Origin of the sequence: Borrelia puertoricensis, assembly GCF_023035875.1 — a bacterium.
GTDB classification, from domain to species: Bacteria; Spirochaetota; Spirochaetia; order Borreliales; family Borreliaceae; genus Borrelia; species Borrelia puertoricensis.
This window is the reverse complement of sequence record NZ_CP075379.1, coordinates 312,866-328,970: the sequence shown is the minus strand read 5'-3', so window position 1 is coordinate 328,970 and position 16,105 is coordinate 312,866. Positions and strand designations below refer to the sequence as shown.

Here is a 16,105-nt window from a genome sequence, read left to right as displayed (position 1 = left end):
ATGGTAGAGTTTAAAAACATAGTAAAATTTTTTCCAGATGTTGAAAAACCTATTCTAGATAGTGTTAATTTAAGAATTGAGGAATCTAAAATCTTGACTGTAATTGGGAGAAATGGGGAAGGTAAGAGTACCTTATCAAAAATTATAGCTGGATTTATTCGTTTTGATAGTGGTGATGTACTTGTAAATAATATTAGGCAAAAAAATTGGAATGTAGATTTGGCAAAGAGTAATGGTATTTATATTGTGTCTCAGATTCCAAAACTTGATATGAACTTAAAAGTTTGGGAATATCTTAGTGTTTATTGGTTTGATTCTCAATTTTTTATGCCAATGAATAAATCCCATACCTATAGATATTATAAATGGCTTAGGCAATTTTATAATATTGCTTTTAATCTAGAGACTAGAATACAAGATTTGAATATTAAAGAAATCTATTTTTTGCTTATTATTTCTTCCCTGAAAAAAAATGCAAGGATTATTATTTTCGATGAGAGTGTTTCTTATTTTTCTCAAAAAGAGGCTAAAGAGTTTATTAAATTGCTTCAAGCTCTTAAAAGGTCAGGTATTACTTCTCTTTTTATTACTCATAGAGAAATTGGCGATGCCATAAAATTTAGTGATGAATTTATTATTTTAAAAGAGGGGAAGTGTTTTAGAACGACAAATAAAGAGATAATACTTAGCAAGCTTGAAATTCCTGCTGATAAATTTATTTCTATAAGTATCAGGCGTGGTGGGCTAAATGAGGATTTTATAAAATTTAATTTGTTTTTTGAAGATTTTTGGAAGTATGATATTAGTTTTTCTTTGAAAAAAAGAGGAGTTTTAGGAATTATTGCAGAAGAGGCAGTAATAAAAACATGGGAAAAATTGTTCTTAGGCGAGATCCCATTTGTAGGATGTATAAAGATGAATGGGTGTAGATATGAATATATTGATTTTTATGAGTTAAAGGCTGGGTTTTTACCTTTAGGAATTGGTAATTTATTTTCTGATAATATGACTATATTGGATAGCTTTTTGGCCAAAATAATGAGTTTTGAAAATGAGATTTTTATTAAACAGTCTATTATTAATGATCTTAAAAAATTTTTTAGAAACAACATGGAATATTGTGATAGTAAGATACTAAAGACTTTTTATTCTAAGTCTTTATCATTTTCTGGAGGAACTTTGAAAAAACTTGCTCTTTTGAGAGAAAAGTATATTACAAAGAGCTTTTTAATTTGTTTTTCACCTCTTAGTAATTTAGACTATAGAGCATATAGTGAGACATCTAATTTTATTCGTAATTTTTCTAATGAAAAGCCTGTCCTATTAATTACTCCTAATTTAGATGAGTTATTGCTTTTGTCTGATGATGTTTTGGCAATAAAGGCTGGTGAGGTTATATTGAGATTGAAAAGAGAACATATCAACAAAGAGGCTTTAAAGGAAATGTTGTTTATATGATGGCATTTAGAAGAGAGTATATTTTATTAATATTTTCACTGAGTGTGTTGAGTATTAGCTATTTTTTTGATGGTTTTTTTAGTTTTTCTTATATGAAAGTAATGTTGTGGAACTTTATATTGCTCTTATTAATTGCGACAGGAATCTCAACTTGTGCTAGAAGTAATAGTTTGACTCTTGGTGATGAAGGTCAAGTTTATTTTGGAGCGTTTTTATCATATGTATTTTGTGATTTTTGTGGACTTACATACTTTAATTTTGTATTAATAATAATTTTAAGCTCGTTTTTAGTTGGTGTTATAGGAATTATTCCTTTTTTATTGACATTTTTTTGTGGGGTAAATGGTATGCTTACAGGTCTTTTAATGTCTTATGGAAATCAGAGATTAGTTGATGGATTTATATCAAAGCTTTTAGGCTCGAATGGACTTTTAAATCAGACAAAAAGTATTGATAAGATATTCACTATTAATACTGCTTTTCCATATTTGCTTTTATTTAGTATTTTGGTTTGGGGATGTTATGTATTTATTCATAAAAGAACTATTTTGGGATTAAGACTTGAGATATTGAATGATAGAAAGCCATTAAGTAAATTTTTCGGCATTAATGAGTTTAAGTATAAGTTTTGTACGGTATTTACCAGTGCTTTTTTAAATGGTCTTGTGGGTTCAATATTTTTAATTTTTTTTAAGAATTATTTATTTTTAGGATTAACTGCTGGGTTTGGCTGGAATGGATTTGTTGTTGCTGTAGTTTCAGGATTTAATTATATGTATGTATTATGTTTTAGTTTGTTTTTTGCAATGCTGAATGAATTTAATAATTATCTTAAAATAAATTATTCGTTTAAATTTGAATTTATTGGTTTATATCAAGCTATATCGATTTTTATTGCATTGTTTTTAATTAATTCGGGTAAAAAATAAATGTTTGGTGTTTTTTTGCATTCTATAGTATTTGCATATTTGGCTCTTGGAATTCTTTATGCTGAGAGAGTAGGACTTTTAAATATATCTATTGAAGGAATTTCTTTTTTATCTGTTTTTCTAACATCTTTTTTTATTTATTTGGGGTATGGAATATTTGCTTCAGTTGTTATGACGATTTTTATTAGTTTGATCTTTGGTTTTTTTTTGTCTTTTATTGTAGTAATTGGTTATAACATCTTTATAACGGGTATAGGAATTAACATATTGTGTCATTTTTTAGTTAGGGTTTTAATGAAAGCTAATTTCAATTTTATTCCAGGATTTAGTTTAAATATTTCTAATAATTTTGCTATTATTTTTTTTGTTATATTTTTTTTCGTTTTTTTAAGTTTTAGTATTTATATACTAAATTATTCAAGAGTCAAAGTAGTTTTTGAGTTTATTCGCTCGAATGATTATGAAAATATCTTAGGTGAACGAACTAGTAATTACTTTAAATCTTTTGCTATTTTTGTATCCGTAATCTCGGCAAGTATTGCAGGTTCATTTCTTGCTATCAATTTTAATGTTTATTCTTATGATTTGGGGTTAAATAATGGTTGGCTTGCTATTTGTATGCTGTATATTGCATTTGCAAATCCTTGGCTCATTTTTCCAAGTGCATTTTTGATGATATTTATTGAATACGAGTTTTTTAATTTTCAGGATTATGTTAATTCTTATTTTGCCCTTTCTTTGCCCTTTTATATGGCTATATTAATTAATGTATTTGTTTCATTTTTTAGAAAAACTAACCTGTTTTAGCAATATCATTTATCGAATTTTTGAGCCTTTTTAAGGCACGAATTTGTAATTCTAAATCTTGTATTTTAATTTTATTGAATTCATAAAAGGGCATTTGTTTGATGATATCTAAATTGTTTAGAAAAATTGTAAATATGATGTCATCATATGTTTCTATTTGGAAAAGAGTATTTATTATCAGATTAAATATTAAGTCTTCATCTTGTATGAAATGATAAAATCCTTTTTTTAAAATAGTATCAATTAATATGTATATATTAGTATTTAGTAGTTCTTTATTATCTTGAATAAATTGCATTATATAGTCCATTGAGTTTCTTGATTCCCCTATGAGAAAATATGCCCATGAAATATCAAGATAATTTTTTGTATCTTTAAAATCAATTATTTGTAGATAAGTTTTTGTTTGTTCGATTGCTTGTAACCAGTTATTCATCAAGTATTCTAATTCTGCGATCAGTAAATATGCATCAACTTGTTTTGGATCTGTATTGATAATTTGCATTAATAATGCTTTGGATTGATTATATTTCTTTAGTTCTTTGAGTAACATTGATTTTGTATAAAGTTCATCTATTTTATTTATATCTTCTGTAGGAATTGTTGCATAAATAGAAGCAATGATATTCATCCAAACTATCGTTATTGCATATTTTCTCATAAATTTTCCCCTTTTATTTTCTTTACAATGTCCATTATCATATCTTTATACTTCTTTATCAATGCGTATGAATTTAATTCTTCTATAAATTTATTAAGGTACGACATTGCAAGATTTGCAGAATCTTGAATGGCACTTGATGAGTTAATCATATTGCTAAATCTTAATATTTCTTTTTTTGATTCATTTATAGATTTATTTTTAATTGCGTTTAATTCTTGAATGATTTGCTCATTCAATAGTTTTTCTTTTAAAAAGTATATTATGGGCAGACTTTTTTTTCCTTCAATTAAGTCATCTCCAAAATCTTTGCCGTTAATTCCATCTTTAATGTTTTTGATATCGTCTATTATTTGGAAACAGGTTCCAAGTTTTAGAAATGTGTTGTAAAGATTTTTTGCTTTATTTTCATTGTTTGTAAGTATTCCGGCTAAAAATCCAGCCATTCCAAAAAGGCAGCTTGTTTTAAGTTCTACTAAAGATATGTATTCGTCAATGTTTGGAATATATGTCCCATTGTGCAATGCGATATCAATTCCTTGTCCTAGGTGAAGGTTTGAGAGCGTTGTGAAAAAATTTTCATAAATTAATAGTTTTTGACTTTTTTTAAATTTAGAAGTTTGTATTAATTTTGCAGGCAGAAAGTAAATTAAATTAGCTGTATTAATGCTGTTATCTAATCCGTAAATTAAGTGAATAGCAGGTTTACCCCTTCTTTTAATAGCCCCATCTTCTATGTCGTCAATAATTAAACTTCCAGAATGAGGTAATTCAAGTAACATGCTTAGTTTGTATAGATTCTCAGTATTTTTGTTATTATATCCTAATGCATATGCTAGTAAAATCATTAGTATTGGTCTTATTCTCTTTCCCCCTCTATTTATTATTTCAATAGCTGGGGCTTTAATTGTTTTTAATGTGTTTTTTTGTATATTAAGTTTTAGCTTTAAATCTTTGTCTTTAAATAAATTGAGAAAATGATCTTGTTCGAATATATTATTAATATTTTTTTCGATCTTATCTAAAAATGATTTATTTTGCATAATAATAATTATAATAAAAAGTATAATGGATTGAGTGTATTGCAGAGCATTGATATGTATAATGTTATTGATGAATATTCACGAAGAGCTAAAAAAGAAGGATATCTTGCTAGATCTGTTTATAAGTTGATAGAAATTGATAAGAGATTTTCTTTGTTTCTTTCTGGCAATATATTGGATATTGGAGCGTCTCCTGGCAGTTTTTCTCAGTATGCTTATGGCAATCTTAAAGATGGGGTACTTGTTGCTGTTGACCTTAATGATATAGAGCTTAATTTTACTAATAATTTTTATTTTATCAAAGGTAATATATATATTGATGAGGTTTGTCAAAAGATTGAGACTTTTGCCCCTTATAGTTTAATTATAAGTGATACAGCTCCTAAGACTACTGGTAATAGGTTAGTTGATACAAGTAATTCTTTTAATTTGAATATGAGAATAGTTGAATTGGCGTCTAGAATTTTGGTAAAGGGTGGTAATTTATTACTTAAGGTTTTTCAAGGAGGCGAGGAAGAGCAGATTTTTTATAAGCTTAAGAGTTGTTTTAAGATTGTCAAAAAAGTTAGACCTAAAGCTGTGCGGAAGAGTTCTTTTGAGATTTATTTTTTATCTAAGGATTTTATTAAGTTAGATACAAATATTTAAATTATTTAAGGGTGTTGGGATATCTTTATGAAAGAAAAATTTATGGAAAAAAAGTCTCATTTACAAGTTGCATGTTTTAAAATAGGCAAAGAGAGTTATGGGGTTGCAATAGATCACATTAGGGAAGTAATTAAAGTGCCTTTGGAAGGTATATATGCAATACCCAATGTTCCTGATTATATTACGGGTATTTATAATCTTAGAGGGAGTGTTATCCCTTTAATAAATTTAAATATTAGATTTAAAATTCCTTCTGTTTATGTAACGGAGGAAGATAAACTTTTAACAGGTTATTTAATAGTGAATATCAAAGATAAGCTTTTAGGAATATTTGTAGATAAAGTTCTTAAGGTTATTAGTTTTGATAGATCAAAGGTACAAGAACCTCCTGCGACCTTGCAAACTTTGGATAGAAAATACATATCTGGTGTTGTTAAAATTGATAATGAGGAAAATTTTGAGAGTGAATATTTAATTTTAATTGATATTGAACGGATATTTGACAAGGGTGAATTTGCACGGATTCCATATAAGGAGAATAATGAAGAGTAAGGTTCTTATTTACGTAAATTATTCAAATTTAGATGCCGAGGTTCTTGCTTGTGAAATACAAAAATATTTAAAACATAAATATGGTGTTTTAAGCTTATTTGCAGGAATTGATAAATCTTCAGAGGTGTTAACTGAAGATAATTTGATTCTTGCAATAACTTTGGGCGGAGATGGTACAGTTTTATTAGCTAGTAGCTTGCTTTTGAAGAATGATATTGATATTCCAATTATTTCAATAAATTTAGGCAAGGTAGGATTTTTAGCAGACATAAAACCTATTGATTTTAAAGAGGTCATAGATAAGTTTTTTGATAATTCTTTAGTTATTCATAGTAAATATTTACTTAGTATTAGTGCTTATGAGAATGGAAATAATGTGTTTACCAAATATGCTTTAAATGATGTAATTATTCGTTCTAGTGTTATTAATAAGTTGATTGATGTAAATCTTAGGGTTAATTCAGAAGATTTTCTCTCATATAGGAGTGATGGAATAATATTTGCAACTCCTACAGGTTCAACCGGATATTCTTTCTCGGCAGGTGGATCTATTTTAGAATCAGATCTTCGGGCTTTTATCTTAACTCCTATTTCCCCACATTCTGTTTATAATCGTTCCTTTATTTTTTCAAGCGGAAGTAGGCTTTCACTTTCATTTCAAAAGGGATATGCGTTAAACTCAGCATCAATTTTCGTTGATGGCGTTAATATTGGTAAGTTTGGGGTTGATATTATTTTTGAGTTGGGACTTGATAATAAGAGTTTACGTTTCGCATCATTTTGTACAGATACTTTTGTTAGAAGACTTAAAAATAAGTTATTATAATATATGGCGTTTTTTAATATAGATATAACTTGTTTTGAAATTTTATATGTTAGTTGAACTTTTTGTAAAAAATTTTGTTTTAGTTAAAGAAGTTTCTATTAAACTAAGTACGGGGCTCGTAGTGCTTACAGGTGAGTCTGGAAGTGGAAAAAGCTTATTATTATCATCAATTTATTATTTATTTGGTGAAAAAATTAAAAGTAATATAATTACTAGTGGAGGACAGGAATGTGTTTTACTTGCCAAGTTTAGGGTGAATGGTGATATTAGGGATTATTTGTCTTCTAAAGGTATATTAGCTCCAGATTTTATTGTTATAAAAAGAGTAATTATATTTAAATCCTCAGAGACTCTTTTGAGTAATTATTATATTAATAATGAACCAATTTCTAGTACCATATTAAAGCCAATTTTTAATATGTTGATTGAGGTGCATTCTCAAAATCAACAATATTTAATTTTGAGAAACCCCTCAAATAATTTGAAGATTTTGGATAATTATGCTAATTTAAATTCTCAATTGGAAAAATATAGATTAGTTTATGAAGAATATATTCAATATTTAAATGATTATGATGATTTTGTTTCGAAAGAGAAATTGTATAAAGATAGTAAAGAAGAATGTGAAAAAATAGTTGATGAGATAGATTCTTTTAATCCTAAAATAGGTGAAGAAGAAATTTTAAAGATTAGGTTGAATGAGCTTAAAAATCATGAATCTTTATGTAATGCACTTTCAAGCTTAAAGAGTGTTTTGAGCTTGAATAGTAATGTTTCTGCTTTAAGTGAAATAAGGAAGGTAATTTGTAATGCTGAGTATCTCTCAGAAGTGAACAATAATTATTTTGAACTTGAAAATCGTCTTAAGAATTCTTATTATGAACTTGAAGATATTGGTCAAGCTTATGGTAGGTATCTTTTTGACAAGACTTATGATGAGAAAGAAATTGAGTCAGTAGAGAATAGGCTATATGATCTCTCTCGTATTCGCAAAAAATATGGACCAAGTCTTGAGGATGTCATAGTATTTAGGAAAAGGTGTGATGACATTATTGATTTATCACTTAATTTTGAGACTGAAAAATTAGGTAAAGAGCAAATGTTAAATGATTTGTTTGAGAGAGTGAAAAAATTGGCATTCGATATCTCAATTGTTAGAAGGGCTGCTGCTTTAAGATTTGCATCTGGAGTAACTGAGATTTTGCATAAACTTAATATGGGTGATGCAGAGTTTTTTGTGTCAGTCTCTGAAGTAAAAATCAAATCAACAGGTATAGATGAGGTGGAATTTTTAATTTCTAGTAATATTGGGCTAAAAGCCCAACCAATTTATAGAATTGCATCTGGGGGTGAGCTTTCAAGAATAATGTTAGCTATTAAGATCGTGCAGAATGTTGATGAGAGTAAGCTTATCATATTTGATGAGATTGATTCTGGTATAGGGGGTGAGTCTGGGATGAGTTTGGGCAAATATTTAAAGGGATTGTCAGAAAATATGCAAATATTTGTTGTTACTCATCTTGCTAATATTGCAAGTCTTTCAGATTATCATGTTTTGGTAAAAAAGGAATATATTGAAGATAGAACTTATGTTCAGGCTTGTCTTTTATTGGATAATGATCGTGTTTTAGAGGTTGCTCGCATGCTTAGTGGAAATGTTAATGATATTAGCTTTCAACATGCAGAAGAGCTTTTAAAAGGTAATAATTGATATGAGTGGGTATTTATGGATTTAGTGCATAATGAAAATTATCAAAAAATTTTGTTTATTGATGATCTTATTTTGCAAACTTTAAAAGACATAAAAGACATAAAAAAATCCGGTAAGCTTGCACTGGATTCGGGTGTAACGGTTAATTTTATTAACTTAAATTTAAATGTTCTAAGTTATATTGCATCATTAAATTATTTTTACACAAAGCCTAGATTAAAAGTTAACTATGATTTTCGAGTAAATCTTTTTAGTTTTATTTCTGATTTTTCGTTGTTTGTAAGTCCTGTTTTACTTATTTCTTTTAGCGAACTTATGAATAATGAGTCTGTGCTTAATTTAAATCCTGAAGAACGATTTTTAATTATTAAAAAGTTAGGATATCTTATTGATTTGGGAATGTATTTTAGCAAAGGTGATTCTAAAGCGATTCTCTTTTTAGAAGATATATATCTTAAATTTATTGTTTTGGTTAAAAATTTTATTGATTTTAAGAATTTATCAAAAAATTTAGTTATTGATAGTCCTTTTTATAAGGTTCAATTAGCTCATCTTATTAAATCTTTAGATCTCCTAGAAGAAGGAGCATTTTTGTTAAGGGCGAGATATGAAGTAAATGGGGTTTATGGACTCTCAGAACAGATTTTAGGTTACATTCAGGCCGGAAAAATTTTAGCTACTGTTACTTCTCAGAAAGCGATAGCTGAGAAATTTGCAAAATTTTATGAAGTTTGGTCTGTGAAATTTCAGTCGGATTTGAGCAAGAGTAGGTGAGTTTGAGGGGAGGATTTTAATAAGTGTGAATCTTTATAAAGAAAATTCGACTCGATTTAGAAAGATCAAAATTTTTTTGTTATCAATTTTTTTATTGATATTCATAGTATTAGTTGATTTTATCTTGAAATTAACGATTGATATTTCAATTTTTTATAAGTTTAATCACTTTAAGAAATCTGATAATTTGGTTGATATTGTTCCAAGGCGTAATGTTTTTATTAATGATCAAATTTTGAATCTAGATCTCAATAAATATGATTATCATGTTGTAAGTGATCGTTTAGTAAGTTTTTCAGACTATTATTATGTGATTAACAGATTTAAAAATAATTATTCTGTATTTTCTAGAAAGACAAATAAATTTTTGTTTTCTTTGGCATATAAGGATTTTGTTTTTACAAAAGATAATGTTGTTTTTGCTTTAAATAATTTACATAAGGCTTTAGAAGTTTATGGAGCAGATGGAAGTAGAATTTTGTCTGTCAAATTTATAGCTTCAATATTAAGTATTGATTATAATGATGATGTTTTGGCTTTAGGACTCTCTGATGGCAAGATTTATGTGTATAAACGTGGAAAAATGGTGTATGGTGGTGATTTATTAGGTGTTGGTTTGCCAATTATATGTCTTAAGTTAAGCTTAAATAATAAATATTTATGTGTTTTAAGAGGGAATGAGGAATTCTCTCTAGAGGTTTTTAACTTAGAAGATGAATATAATCAGTTTTTATATTTGAAAAATTTAAAGATTAAGGATTTTAATCCTTTTTTTAGAATTGATAAATTTTATAATTTGTTTATTGAGACTGTAAATTCATTTTTAATACTTAATATTAAAAGTGGTAAAACTTTTAGAGTTGATAATAAAAATTCTGTTTTAAAAGCCTCTTATGATCCTTTTTCTAGAGTGTATAGGATATATTTCTATGATTTGAGTGATAGTATAATCAATATAAGGACTTATTCTGTAGATTCTTATAATTTATTTGATAATATCTTTTTTAAAGATAAGGTGAATTCATATGTTGAATTTGATGAAGGAATTTTATATTTTAATGATGATAGTGATTTAAAGTATTTGGGGTTGTAGTTGTAATGATAATTGCTTTTCTTTTTTTCTTTAATTTTTTTAATTTGTATGCGTTTTTGGAGTTTGGCAAGGATGAGAAATTTGATTTGGTAAGTGATTTTGGAGAATTGAGAGATGATACTTTAAGTATTGGTATAAAATTGAGAGCTTTAGATACACACTTTTCTATTTTTTCAAATAATTATAAGATTTTGTATTCCAAGAATAAGGTTAGTGAATATGATGGGAGCGTTTTGATCATTTTTGATAAAGATTTGGGTTTTAATTTGGAATTTTTTGGTGATTTTATATACAAGAATGAAAAAATCTTTTTGAAGAATGATAATAAAGTTTTTGATGTAGTGGTTGTTGATCATTATAGTGGGCATATAATTAATCCTTTATTTGTGATAAAGAATAGAAATAATTTAAATACCAATTCTTCCTTTTTATTAGGTAATATCCTTTTAAAGGGTAAGGATGATACTTTGTTTGAGTTAAAGGAGAATATTGATTTAGATTTAGAATTGGGTGATTATGGTCTTGTTTTAAATTTTTTGAAAAAAGATATTGGTGTTGCGAAAGTTATTAATGGTATTTACTATTTTGAAGTGTTTTTAAATAACAACAGTATTTTTCGTGCTGATTTTCAGAGCATGTCTTTAAATGGTAATTCATATGTTGTTTTTGAGAATAAGGATTATAGTTTAGATCTTTTTAACATAAAAAGAGATAATGGAAACATTGAGATAAATAATCTTGAGTTTACTAGCGGTTATAATGAAATTAAGATCAAATATGGAGATGTTTATAATACCAAAAATAGTTTAACTTATAGGTTTACACTTAATGGGTAATATTTTTCATATACCCGTACTTCTTGATGAAATTATTAATCTTTTAGAGGCATCAAATATAAGTGATGAGTTTGTTTTTGTTGATTGTACTCTTGGGGAAGGTGGGCACTCAAGTGCAGTGCTTAAGAAGTATCAAAACATAAATGTGATTGGAATTGAAAGGGATGACATTGTTTTAAATAGGGCAAAAGAGTCTCTTATAGAATTTAAGGAAAGAGTTTCATACTTTAATGCTTGGTTTGATGATTTCTTTAGTGAATATCCTTTAAGTAGTAAAATCAATTTTATTTTAGCTGATCTTGGTATTTCCATGTTTCATTACAAAATGAGTGGTAGGGGATTTTCTTTTTTTGAAGATGAGAGATTAGATATGAGGCTGAATCCTGGTGCTGGAGGTATTAGTGCTTATGATATTGTCAATACTTTTGACAAAAAAAGACTTGAAAATTTAATCTATGAATTAAGTGGTGAACGTTATTCTAGAAGAATTGTTAAATCTATCTTAGAGTATAGAAAAGTTAAGAAAATAGAAACTTCAAGAGAGTTGCAGAACATAGTTAGCAAAGCCTATCCTAGGATAAAGCTTAAAATAAATCCGGCAACTAAAACTTTTCAAGCGTTAAGAATTTATGTTAATGATGAGCTTTTTCGTTTAAAGAGAAGTTTGCCATTATGGGTAGGAAGCTTATCAAAGAATGGCGTCTTGGCTATTGTTACATTTCATTCATTGGAAGATAAAATTGTAAAAGAGTTTTTTAAAGCTTTAAGCAAAGAGCAATATTGTATACTTACTAAAAAGCCTATAATTTCAAGCTTTGAAGAGAAGAGATTTAATAATGCATCAAGAAGTGCTAAGCTTAGAGTCATTAAAAAATTATATGAGTAAAATGGGAAAAATTGAAGTTAGATTATACTTTTTATTAATTCTGATATTAACAATTATAATATGCTTAAATATTTATCTTAATTTTAGGTATGTTGTAAAGTTGCGTGAGTTTGAAGATTTAGATAATGAACAAAGTAATATTATTGATGAAAATCTTAGGTTGTTAACCATAATATATGAACTTCAAAGTATTGATAGGATAGAAGAGCTTAGTAAAGATTATTTGAATTTAGAAAAAAAGGATAATAAGGATATAAATGTTATTAAACGATAGACTCTATGAGGGTTTTTGGTGCATATAAGAATTGAAGACATTTTAGATTCTCTAAATGATGTTAAATTTGTTGGTCATGTAAGTAGTATGCAAAAAATTGTATCATTTTATTCGCTTGATAGCCGTGAAATAAATGCTAAAAATAGTAGTGCTAGTCTTTATTTTGCATATAAAGGTGATAGGGTAGATGGATTTTCTTTTGTCGAATCTTTAATTGATATTGGTGTTAAATGTTTTGTGTGTTCTAAAGATTGTGAGAGTTTGTGTGTTGAGTATTTAAACAGAGATGAGAATTTGGTTTTTTTGCTTACTAGTAATGTGGTTATTTTCCTTCAAAACTTAGCAGCACATTTTATTAAAAGAACAAGTTTTAAGAGGATAGCTATTACTGGTAGTAATGGAAAGACTACGACAAAAGAAATGCTTTACAGCATATTGTCAGAGAGATATAAAACTTGCAAGACTTGGGGAAATTTAAATTCGGATATTGGGTTGCCTTTGAGTATTTTGAGAACCGAGGGAGATGAGGAGTATGCTGTTTTTGAAGTGGGGATTAGCTATGTTGGAGAGATGAACCTCCTTGCTGAAATATTAAATCCCGAAATTGTTATTGTAACAAATATAAGTTATGCTCATATGCAAGCTTTTGAAGATCTAGAGATTGTTACTGCTGAGAAGGGTAAAATCATGACTAAGAGTACTCAGATGGTAATTTTAAATGAGAGTTGTCCTTATCATTTATGTTTAAGAGTAATGGCTAAGTCTATTAATCCAGGGATTAATATTTTTTATTTTGATTTTCATAGTCTTCAAATTAGATCATTTGCATTTGTAAATGATAAATTTTTTTATGATTTTACTTATAAAGGGTTTGATTATTCTATTTTATTGCCTGGTCAGCATAATATTTTCAATGCAATATCTTGCATTAATTTAGCTTTGTTACTTGGACTGAGTGAAAATGAGATTCGTAATGGTTTATTGCATGCTGATTTTCAAAAAGGTAGAGCAGAGCTTTTAAGAGTAAAGGATTATTTGGTTTTGAATGATTCTTATAATGGTAATTTAGGTTCATTTATGGCTTTAAAGGAGATGATTTTGGGTCTTGAGATAAGGGGTAAAAAATTTATTATTCTTGGTGCTTTTAAAGAACTTGGAAAATTTGCGTATGAGGCACATAAAACAGCGATTAGGGAAGTTATTTTGATGAATTTTGATAAAGTTTTTTTCATTGGTGAAGAATTTCAAGAAGTAAAAAAGATTGAAAATTTAACCTTAGATAATTTATTTTATTTTAGTAGTTTTGAAAATTTTATTGATTATTTTGTGAAGAATTTGGAATCTGAGTGTTTTATTGCTATTAAAGGGTCAAGATCAAATAGACTTGAAAGGGTTCTTGATTATCTTTAAAGACTAATGGGGGGGGTATGTTTTATCTTTTAGGACTTAGATTGTTGAAATATATTACTTTTAGAACCGCTTATGCTACTATTTTTGCATTTTTGCTTGCATTGATTTTTGGTCCATTTATTATTTTAAGACTTAAAAAACTAAAACTGGATCAAATCTTAAGGAAAGATGGACCAAAGCGCCATTTAAGTGAGAAAATAGGAATTCCTACTATGGGAGGTATTCTTATTTTTTTTTGTGTTTTAGTTTCTTTATTTTTCTGGATTAATTTTTGGAATATTTATTTTTTAATTATACTTTTTGTCATGGTTAGTTTTGCTTACTTAGGATTTATGGATGATTTGCTAAAAATAAAGAGAAAAAATTCAGATGGGCTTAATCCTAGATTTAAGATTTATGGGCAAATATTGTTTTCTTTTATTTCAGTTACTATTCTTTATTATTTTGGCGATGAGCATGTTAGTATAATTTATTTCCCTTTTTTTAAGTCTCTTAAATTAGATTTGGGGGTTTTATATATTCCATTTGGGATGTTTATTTTAATATCTGCGTCTAATTCTTTTAATTTGACAGATGGACTTGATGGACTTGCTATTGGACTTAGTATTGTTGTAACAGGAGCTCTAGTAATAATTGCATATCTTACAAGTAGAGTAGATTTTGCATCTTATTTAAATATTCCAAATATTAAAGGTGCTGAAGAACTTGTAGTATTCCTTGGAGCTTTACTTGGTGGTAGTTTTGGATTTTTGTGGTTTAATGCGTATCCTGCTAAAATAATGATGGGTGATACTGGTAGTCTTTCAATTGGGGCGGTTCTTGGGATGACAGCTTTAATCTTAAAGAGTGAGATTCTTTTTGCAATTCTTGCAGGAGTTTTTGTGGTTGAGACTTTATCTGTAATTATTCAAGTTGTAGTTTATAAACAGACTAAGAAAAGGGTTTTTAAAATGGCACCACTGCATCATCATTTTGAGGAGCTTGGGTGGTCTGAAATGCAGGTTGTTATTAGATTTTGGATAATAGGTTTAATATTTGCTATAATTGCTTTAAGCACTCTTAAGATTAGATGAGTTTAAATTGATATTTATGTTTGTAGAGAGAACCTCTATTAGAAAATGTTATTTACTTGTTTTATGGTCGCTTATTGCTTATGGTCTTGTTGTATTTTATACATCTTCATTTTTTTTAAGTCTAGAACTTACAGGGGATCCTAATTTTTTATTCTTAATGCGTCTTAAATATCTTTTTTTAAGTTTTATTGTATTTGTTGTCTTTGAAAGGATTTCTTTAGATTTTTTAAAAGCAATTGTTTCTATTATATTGCTTGTAACTTTTACATTAGTTTTAGCAACTTTTTTCTCTCCTAGTGTTTCAGGAACACAAAGGTGGATATTTTTAAAAGGCATTAGTATTCAGCCTTCAGAGATTTTTAAGGTATCTTTTACGATTTATCTTGCGAGTTATTTGAGTAGATTTAAATTAAAGTCAGATAATAATATTTCTTATTGGCTAAAGCCAATGTTAATTTTTGGTATTTTTTGGTTGCTCATAATTTTGCAAAATGATTATTCAACGGCTATTTATTTTGCTATGCTTTTCTTTATTGTTTTATTTGTTTCTGGAATGTCATTGGGATATGTTTTTGCTATTTTATTTACTTTTGTTCCAATTGCTATTCTTTTTTTGATATTTGAACCTTACAGAGTTGCTAGAATTTTTGCATTTTTAAATCCTTATGATGATCCTTTGGGAAAAGGATATCAAATAATTGCATCACTTAATGCTTTTAAGAGTGGTGGTCTTGGGGGTAGGGGGCTTGGAATGGGGGAGGTAAAGCTTGGCAGACTTCCAGAAGCTAATTCTGATTTTATTTTTTCTGTGCTTGGAGAGGAATTAGGGTTTTTTGGAATTTGTCTTGCTATTGTATTATTTTTTTTATTGTTTTATTTTGGGTATTTTGTTGCTCTTTTTGCTAAAACCAGATTTAGATTTTTTATTGCGTTTATTGCAAGTCTTACAATTTTTCTTCAAAGCATCATGAATATTTTAATTGCAATTGGTCTTTTACCTCCCACAGGTATAAATTTACCATTTTTTTCATCAGGTGGTTCTTCTATTGTTGTTACAATGGCTCTTTCTGGACTTATTGCCAATGTTTCTAGAGATGTTTAATGTGAATAGTTTGGAGTTTTAT

Annotated in this window: 17 protein-coding genes; 15 read left to right on the top strand and 2 right to left on the bottom strand. The window is 27.7% G+C overall.

Translation table 11 applies throughout. From position 1 onward, the window contains the following. The 3 genes from bpuSUM_RS01595 to bpuSUM_RS01585 are packed head-to-tail and all read left to right on the top strand — an operon-like array spanning position 1 to position 3,194. The gene (locus bpuSUM_RS01595; protein ID WP_247065491.1) at positions 1 to 1,458 is read left to right on the top strand and encodes an ATP-binding cassette domain-containing protein; all 1,458 of its coding nucleotides are present in this window, start codon (positions 1 to 3) and stop codon (positions 1,456 to 1,458) included. After that, the gene (locus bpuSUM_RS01590; protein ID WP_247065490.1) at positions 1,455 to 2,387 is read left to right on the top strand and encodes an ABC transporter permease; all 933 of its coding nucleotides are present in this window, start codon (positions 1,455 to 1,457) and stop codon (positions 2,385 to 2,387) included. Before bpuSUM_RS01595 ends, bpuSUM_RS01590 begins: the two co-directional genes overlap by 4 nt. Further along, on the top strand, positions 2,388 to 3,194 hold the full coding sequence (locus bpuSUM_RS01585; RefSeq protein WP_247065489.1) for an ABC transporter permease: 807 nt from the start codon (positions 2,388 to 2,390) through the stop codon (positions 3,192 to 3,194). It begins immediately after the preceding gene. On the opposite strand, the gene bpuSUM_RS01580 is transcribed toward bpuSUM_RS01585, so the two are convergent. Both bpuSUM_RS01580 and bpuSUM_RS01575 read right to left on the bottom strand, forming a co-directional pair. Continuing rightward, positions 3,181 to 3,855: a tetratricopeptide repeat protein gene (locus bpuSUM_RS01580; RefSeq protein ID WP_247065488.1), complete on the bottom strand. Its 675-nt coding sequence runs from the start codon at positions 3,853 to 3,855 to the stop codon at positions 3,181 to 3,183. The two genes, bpuSUM_RS01585 and bpuSUM_RS01580, sit on opposite strands and share 14 nt — an antisense overlap. Further along, the gene (locus bpuSUM_RS01575) at positions 3,852 to 4,898 is read right to left on the bottom strand and encodes a polyprenyl synthetase family protein (protein ID WP_247065487.1); all 1,047 of its coding nucleotides are present in this window, start codon (positions 4,896 to 4,898) and stop codon (positions 3,852 to 3,854) included. The genes bpuSUM_RS01580 and bpuSUM_RS01575 overlap by 4 nt, the downstream gene beginning before the upstream one ends. A gap of 54 nt (positions 4,899 to 4,952) precedes the next feature. On the opposite strand from bpuSUM_RS01575, the gene bpuSUM_RS01570 reads away from it, so the two are divergent. Genes bpuSUM_RS01570 through ftsW form a run of 12 tightly spaced genes read left to right on the top strand, consistent with a single transcriptional unit; the run spans position 4,953 to position 16,083 of the window. Next, positions 4,953 to 5,546 carry an RlmE family RNA methyltransferase gene (locus bpuSUM_RS01570; protein ID WP_247066269.1) on the top strand — a complete coding sequence of 198 codons (594 nt, stop codon included), beginning with the start codon at positions 4,953 to 4,955 and terminating at the stop codon, positions 5,544 to 5,546. A 27-nt stretch (positions 5,547 to 5,573) separates the two neighbouring features. Beyond that, positions 5,574 to 6,098 (top strand): chemotaxis protein CheW, encoded by a 525-nt coding sequence (locus bpuSUM_RS01565; RefSeq protein ID WP_247065486.1) that lies wholly within the window; start codon positions 5,574 to 5,576, stop codon positions 6,096 to 6,098. After that, entirely contained in the window at positions 6,088 to 6,924 is an 837-nt protein-coding gene (locus tag bpuSUM_RS01560) for an NAD(+)/NADH kinase (RefSeq protein WP_247065485.1), read from the top strand. The genes bpuSUM_RS01565 and bpuSUM_RS01560 overlap by 11 nt, the downstream gene beginning before the upstream one ends. Positions 6,925 to 6,970: 46 nt before the next feature. Further along, positions 6,971 to 8,635, top strand: coding sequence for a DNA repair protein RecN (recN, locus tag bpuSUM_RS01555; RefSeq protein WP_247065484.1), 1,665 nt, complete (start codon positions 6,971 to 6,973; stop codon positions 8,633 to 8,635). A 15-nt stretch (positions 8,636 to 8,650) separates the two neighbouring features. After that, the gene (locus bpuSUM_RS01550) at positions 8,651 to 9,409 is read left to right on the top strand and encodes a hypothetical protein (protein WP_247065483.1); all 759 of its coding nucleotides are present in this window, start codon (positions 8,651 to 8,653) and stop codon (positions 9,407 to 9,409) included. A 19-nt stretch (positions 9,410 to 9,428) separates the two neighbouring features. Continuing rightward, a complete protein-coding gene (locus bpuSUM_RS01545) occupies positions 9,429 to 10,502 on the top strand; it encodes a hypothetical protein (protein ID WP_247066267.1) in 1,074 nt (357 codons plus the stop codon). Between the two features lie 5 nt (positions 10,503 to 10,507). Continuing rightward, the gene (locus tag bpuSUM_RS01540; RefSeq protein WP_247065482.1) at positions 10,508 to 11,338 is read left to right on the top strand and encodes a hypothetical protein; all 831 of its coding nucleotides are present in this window, start codon (positions 10,508 to 10,510) and stop codon (positions 11,336 to 11,338) included. After that, on the top strand, positions 11,331 to 12,224 hold the full coding sequence (gene rsmH / locus bpuSUM_RS01535) for a 16S rRNA (cytosine(1402)-N(4))-methyltransferase RsmH (RefSeq protein ID WP_247065481.1): 894 nt from the start codon (positions 11,331 to 11,333) through the stop codon (positions 12,222 to 12,224). Before bpuSUM_RS01540 ends, rsmH begins: the two co-directional genes overlap by 8 nt. Then, positions 12,217 to 12,498, top strand: a complete 282-nt coding sequence (locus bpuSUM_RS01530; RefSeq protein ID WP_247065480.1) for a hypothetical protein — start codon at positions 12,217 to 12,219, stop codon at positions 12,496 to 12,498. Before rsmH ends, bpuSUM_RS01530 begins: the two co-directional genes overlap by 8 nt. Positions 12,499 to 12,516: 18 nt before the next feature. Then, positions 12,517 to 13,908, top strand: coding sequence for a UDP-N-acetylmuramoyl-tripeptide--D-alanyl-D-alanine ligase (gene murF, locus bpuSUM_RS01525; protein ID WP_247065479.1), 1,392 nt, complete (start codon positions 12,517 to 12,519; stop codon positions 13,906 to 13,908). Positions 13,909 to 13,925: 17 nt separating this feature from the next. Next, positions 13,926 to 14,981: a phospho-N-acetylmuramoyl-pentapeptide-transferase gene (mraY, locus tag bpuSUM_RS01520; RefSeq protein WP_247065478.1), complete on the top strand. Its 1,056-nt coding sequence runs from the start codon at positions 13,926 to 13,928 to the stop codon at positions 14,979 to 14,981. Positions 14,982 to 14,997: 16 nt separating this feature from the next. Then, positions 14,998 to 16,083, top strand: a complete 1,086-nt coding sequence (gene ftsW, locus bpuSUM_RS01515) for a putative lipid II flippase FtsW (RefSeq protein ID WP_247066265.1) — start codon at positions 14,998 to 15,000, stop codon at positions 16,081 to 16,083. Positions 16,084 to 16,105 lie beyond the last annotated feature (22 nt).